At 53.2% G+C, this 5582-nt stretch carries 5 protein-coding genes; 1 reads left to right on the top strand and 4 read right to left on the bottom strand.

What is annotated here, in order from left to right; translation table 11 throughout:
* Positions 1-213: 213 nt before the first annotated feature.
* A complete protein-coding gene (locus VB081_RS06000; protein ID WP_323399924.1) occupies positions 214-1749 on the top strand; it encodes a xylulokinase in 1536 nt (511 codons plus the stop codon).
* A gap of 47 nt (positions 1750-1796) precedes the next feature.
* Here the strand turns inward: VB081_RS06000 and gcvPB are convergent, their stop codons facing one another.
* The 4 genes from gcvPB to VB081_RS05980 form a co-directional block, all read right to left on the bottom strand.
* Positions 1797-3233, bottom strand: coding sequence for an aminomethyl-transferring glycine dehydrogenase subunit GcvPB (gcvPB, locus tag VB081_RS05995; protein ID WP_323399923.1), 1437 nt, complete (start codon positions 3231-3233; stop codon positions 1797-1799).
* Positions 3233-4546, bottom strand: a complete 1314-nt coding sequence (gene gcvPA, locus VB081_RS05990) for an aminomethyl-transferring glycine dehydrogenase subunit GcvPA (protein WP_323399922.1) — start codon at positions 4544-4546, stop codon at positions 3233-3235. Before gcvPA ends, gcvPB begins: the two co-directional genes overlap by 1 nt.
* Before the next feature lies 1 nt (position 4547).
* Positions 4548-4931, bottom strand: a complete 384-nt coding sequence (gene gcvH, locus VB081_RS05985) for a glycine cleavage system protein GcvH (RefSeq protein ID WP_323399921.1) — start codon at positions 4929-4931, stop codon at positions 4548-4550.
* Positions 4932-4947: 16 nt separating this feature from the next.
* A partial coding sequence (locus VB081_RS05980; protein ID WP_323399920.1) for an aminomethyltransferase family protein occupies positions 4948-5582 on the bottom strand: 635 nt, incomplete at its 5' end.

Here is a 5582-nt window from a genome sequence, read left to right as displayed (position 1 = left end):
CGAGCTTTTGGGGATGTGTCCGCGCATCATTATGCTGCGCGACGGCATTCAGGTGGGAGAGGTGCAAAGCGATGAGATCGACCCGGAATACCTGTATTCCCAGACATACGCATGATCCCCTTTCTATAAGGGTTTGACCATAAAAGCACTTGCCCGTTCTCTTTGGATATTTGTTTTTATTTCTCTTTTTGAAAATCTAAGGAGGATTTTTGTATGCGTAAAATCATTGCTTATGACCTTGGTACGGGCGGCATCAAGGCTTCCCTGTTTGATGAAAACGGCGTTTCCCTCGCCGAATCTTTCATACAATACGAAACATACTTCCCTCATGACAAATGGTGCGAACAGCGCCCGGAGGACTGGTGGGACGGCGTGTGCAAATCTACCAAAGCTTTGCTTGAGAAAAATAAATGTGACCCGCGCGAGATCGCGGCGGCGGCGCTTTCGGGGCATAGCCTTGTAGTTGCGCCCATCGGACGCGACGGGAGGTTGCTGCTTGATCAGGTTCCGATCTGGTGCGATATGCGCTCCGGCGATATGCACGAAGCCTTTTTTGCGAATGTTCCCTATGAAAAATGGTATATGACCACAGGCAACGGCGATCCACCCGAGTGTTATTCAGTATTAAAGCTTATGTGGATGAAGGAACACCAACGCGATATCTTTGACCAAACGGATGTTGTGCTCGGTTCCAAAGACTATATTAATTATAAGTTAACCGGTACGCAGTGCACCGATCCCTCGTATGCTTCAGGCTTTGGTGTGTTTAACCTTGAAAAGTGGGACTACGAGCAGGCGTTTATTGACGCGGCGGGGCTTCCCCGTTCCATTTTTCCGGATATCGTCCCGTCGGACGCGATCGTTGGCACTGTCAGCAAGGAGGCTGCATCGCAAACCGGCCTTGTGGAAGGAATTCCCATTGCCTGCGGCGGCGTGGACAACACCTGCATGGCGCTTGGCGCACGTGGGATCGGCGAAGGAAAGATATATACCTCGCTCGGTTCTTCGAGCTGGATCGCCGTTTCTGCCAAGAAGCCGATACTCGACTTGGAAACGCTTCCCTTCGTGTTTGCACACGCGCAAAAGGGATATTATACTTCTGCCGTTTCCATCTTCTCTGCCGGTAATTCGTTTCGTTGGGTGCGTGATACACTGCTCAAGGACGTACTGCCTGAGGAGGCGCGCTACGACCGCATGAATGAAATGGCGGCAACCGTCCCTCCCGGCAGCAATGGTTTGCTTTTCAATCCTACACTTGCGGGTGGAAGCTCGCAGGAAGACAGTCCGCATACGCACGGCTCGTTTGCGGGACTCTCGCTTGGCACAACACGCGAAGACATGGTACGCGCCTCGATGGAGGGGATCGCTATGGCGCTGCGCTGCGTGCTCGACATCCTGCGCAAATACGTTGCTACGCAGGGACAGGAGATGCTCATTTGCGGTGGTGGCAGCAAAAGCAGACTATGGCGGCAGATGTTTGCGGATATTTACAATATGGACGTATTAAAAACAAATGTGGATCAGGATGCGGCTTCTCTCGGCGCGGCGGCGCTTGCCGCAAACGCATGTGGTATTTGGAAGGGATACGACATGATCGAAGGCTTTCACAAGACAGAAGATATCTCCCATCCCATTTCTGAGAACAATGCAAAATACGAAAAACTGCTTGAAGCATACCGCATGTGGTCTGGTGCGCTTTCGCAGCTGGGGGACAAAATGCAGCAGCTCCATCAGGAAAAAGTCTGGTAGCATAAAAAACACCGCTTTCGAAAGTTGAAAGCGGTGTTTTTTATTATTTAGAAATCGTAGCGCACATGCGGGTCGCGCGCGGCCTTTACCTCGTCCGGCCGCCCAACGGGCGTTGTTACCGGCGCGGCATGCAGGCTCTGCGGATCTGTCTTTGCCCTCTCAAAAATCGCGTCAATCGCATAAAGAGCGCTATCCAGCGTTTCCACACTTTCCGTTTCGGTCGGCTCAAACATCAACGCCTCCTCTACGATCATTGGGAAATACATCGTCGGCGGGTGGATTCCCGCGTCGATCATCGCCTTTGCTACGTCAAGAGCAGAAACGCCCGTCTCTTTTTTGAGGCTCTTGAGAGACAATACAAATTCGTGCATGCACGGCGAAGCATAAACAAGGTCTGAATGTTTTTCCAGTGCGCGCAGCATGTAATTGGCATTCAGCACCGCGTGCATGGAAGCGTCTTTTAACCCGTCGCCGCCCAGCGTCAGCATATAACAAAACGCTTTGACGATCACAAGGAAATTCCCGTAATACATTTTGACCTGCCCAATAGAATGCGGCCGGTCGTAATCAAGCACATAAACATCCCCGTCTCTTTTGACGACAGGTACCGGCAGATACTTTTCCAAAAACGCTTTACAGCCTACAGCACCGCTTCCCGGCCCGCCTCCGCCATGCGGCGTAGACAGCGTCTTATGGAGGTTCCAGTGCACCACGTCAAAGCCCATATCGCCCGGTCGCGTCACACCCATGATCGCGTTCATGTTCGCGCCATCATAATAAAGCAACCCGCCGGCGTTGTGTATGATATCGCTCAATTCGCAGATATTCTTTTCAAATTTCCCAAGCGTATTGGGGTTTGTGAGCATCAGCCCCGCGACCGTATCGTCCGCGAGTGCCGCAAGCGCCTGCGGATCGACATATCCGTCCTTGTCAGATGGTACGCTAACCACGTCAAAACCGCACATCGCCGCGCTAGCCGGATTTGTACCGTGTGCGGAATCAGGCACGATGATCTTGCGGCGTTTTTCATCGCCGCGCTCCAAATGGTAGGCACGGATCAACTGCAGCCCTGTCCATTCGCCGTGCGCGCCTGCCGCAGGCTGCATAGTAGTCGCATCCATTCCTGCGATCTCGTTCAGCATTCCCTGCGTGCAATGCAGCACCTCAAGGCATCCCTGTGCCGTTTCCTGCGGCTGCAAGGGATGTATTTCCGTGAATCCCGGCAACGAAGCCAGTTTTTCGTTTATCTTGGGATTGTACTTCATCGTACACGAGCCAAGCGGATAAAAACCGTTGTCCACGCCATGCGCGCGCCGTGAAAGCGCGATATAATGCCGTACGACATCGACCTCCGCCGCCTCAGGCAGGTGTGCCGGGGTTTCGCGCAGCAGCGAAGTATCCGGACGGTATGTGTTTTTCAGTTCGTTTTTCGGCAGCAGACAAGCGCCGCGCCCTGCTTTGCTTTTCTCAAAAATCAATTCCATTACGCGCACACCCCTTTCACTGCTTCGACTAGCCTGTCGATCTCGCGTTTTCCAGTGAGCTCCGTCGCGCACCACAGCATTGTTCCGTCGCCTAAATCAAGCCCGCCGAGGATGCCCTGTGTATCGAGCGCCTTTTGGAGTTTTGCCGGATCGACCAAGCTTTGCGTGACGAATTCATGGAAGAATTCCCCGCCGTATACAGGCGAAAAACCGATCTTTTGCAGTTCCTCTTTTAAATAGTGGGCGTTGGCGTAACATTGCTCTGCCACATCCTTTAAGCCCTCTTTGCCCATAATACTCATATAAATGGCGCTGCGCAGCGCACACCACGCCTGGTTCGAGCAGATATTGCTGCCTGCTTTTTCCCTGCGGATGTGTTGTTCGCGCGCCTGCAATGTGAGCACGAACGCGCGGTTTTCGTCGTGGTCTACTGTCTCTCCGACGATCCTGCCCGGCATTTTGCGCATATTTGCTTTGGTACAAGCCATAAATCCAAGATACGGCCCGCCGTACGCAAGCGGCAGCCCCAGCGGCTGTCCCTCGCCCACCGCAATATCCGCCCCGAGCTCTGCCGCGGTCTTTAAGATGCCGGCGGCAATGGGATTGACCCCCAATACCAGCTTTGCACCTGCTTCATGCACGAGCTCTGCAATTTGGGCAGTGTTTTCGATCAACCCGAAATAGTTGGGCGACGCGAGGTAGACCCCCGCCACCGTTTCATCGAGTTTGTTTTTCAAATCAATCTCGTCCGTTATGCCGTCCGTTGTGGCGATCACCTCGCACCCCATCCCGGCCGGTACAACATAGGTGCGGATCGTTTCTATGACCTGCGGATGTGCACACGAGGATACCAGCACCTTGCTGCGTTTCCTATCCCGCGTCATCAGGCACGCTTCGCCCGCGGCAGAAGCGCCGTCATATACGGAGGCATTGGAAACATCCATGCCCGTAAGCTCGCAGATCATTGTCTGAAATTCAAAGATACTCTGCAATATTCCTTGGCTCATTTCTGCCTGATAAGGGGTGTACGCCGTCACAAACTCATTGCGCGACGCCAAATTTTCCACTGCTGCCGGAATAAAATGGCGGTATGCACCCGCGCCCATAAAGACCGTGCCGTAGATTTTGTTGCGCGACGCGATCCCGCTCAGCTCATGTACCAGCTCGAGCTCGCTTAAGCCTTCGCCTACATCCATCCTTCTTTTCAGACGCACAGCCTCTGGTATGTCCGCATACAGCGCTTCCATATCCGTAAGGCCTATCTTTTTGAGCATAGCCCGGGTCTCATCCGAAGTACTCGGAATATATGCCATTTTATTCCTCCTCTTCGAGCACCTTTTCGTACTCCTCAGGAGAAAGCAGTTCTGCGCCGTCCGTGTTTACGCTACTGAGCTCCACGAACCACGCACCATAGCTGTCGTCGTTGATCATCTCCGGGCTGTCTGCAAGCGCTTCGTTCACTGCCGCGACCGTGCCCGCAATGGGTGCATAAACGTCTGAAGAAGCCTTAACAGATTCCACGACCGCAAGGTTATCGCCGATCGCAAAAACGTCTCCTTCCTGCGGAAGCTCCGCATATACAAGGTTGCCCAGTGTTTCCTGCGCATAATCCGTAATACCGATCCGTGCTTTTCCATCGGGCAGCATCTCTACCCACTCGTGTGATTTTGTGTACTTTAAATTTTTGGGAACGCTCATTTTCTGATCCTCCGTTTTATTTGTTTGCTTTATAAAATGGAAGTTTTACCACTTCCGCTTTCAATTTTTTGCCGCGCACTTCTACCAAAAGCTCATCTTCTTCAAGTCCCGACGGTACAAGTGCAAGCGCGATCGCCGCTCCGAGCGTAGGCGACATCGTACCCGACGTGACCCGCCCTACCTCCGCGCTGCCCGCAAACACCTTCGCCCCTTCGCGCACAATACCGCGGTCAATGAGTTTTAGGCCGATCCGCTTCCTGAGCCGTGCCGGCGTCAGTGCTTCTTTGCCGATGAATTCGTCCTTATCCACCTTGACAGCAAAGCCAAGACCGGCTTCGCGCGGCGTGATCTCCGTGGAAAGCTCATGCCCGTATAAAGGCATTGCCGCCTCAAGACGCAGCGTATCGCGCGCGCCAAGGCCGCAGGGGATGAGACCGTATTCTTCTCCCGCATCCATCAGCATGTCCCACATACGCTCTGCATATTCGTCGTTACAATAAATTTCGAATCCGTCCTCGCCCGTATAGCCGGTGCGCGAAATCAGGCAGGGCATCCCGTCTATCCTCGCCTCTTTTACGAATGTATAATAGACCTCCGGAATGCTTTCCTTCGTCGCAAGCTTTTGCAAAATCTTTTCAGAAAGCGGGCCTT

Origin of the sequence: Christensenella sp., assembly GCF_034927525.1 — a bacterium.
GTDB lineage: Bacteria > Bacillota > Clostridia > Christensenellales > Christensenellaceae > Christensenella.
Note: the sequence above shows the minus strand (reverse complement) of the source record. Positions and strands in the feature narration are given on the sequence as shown.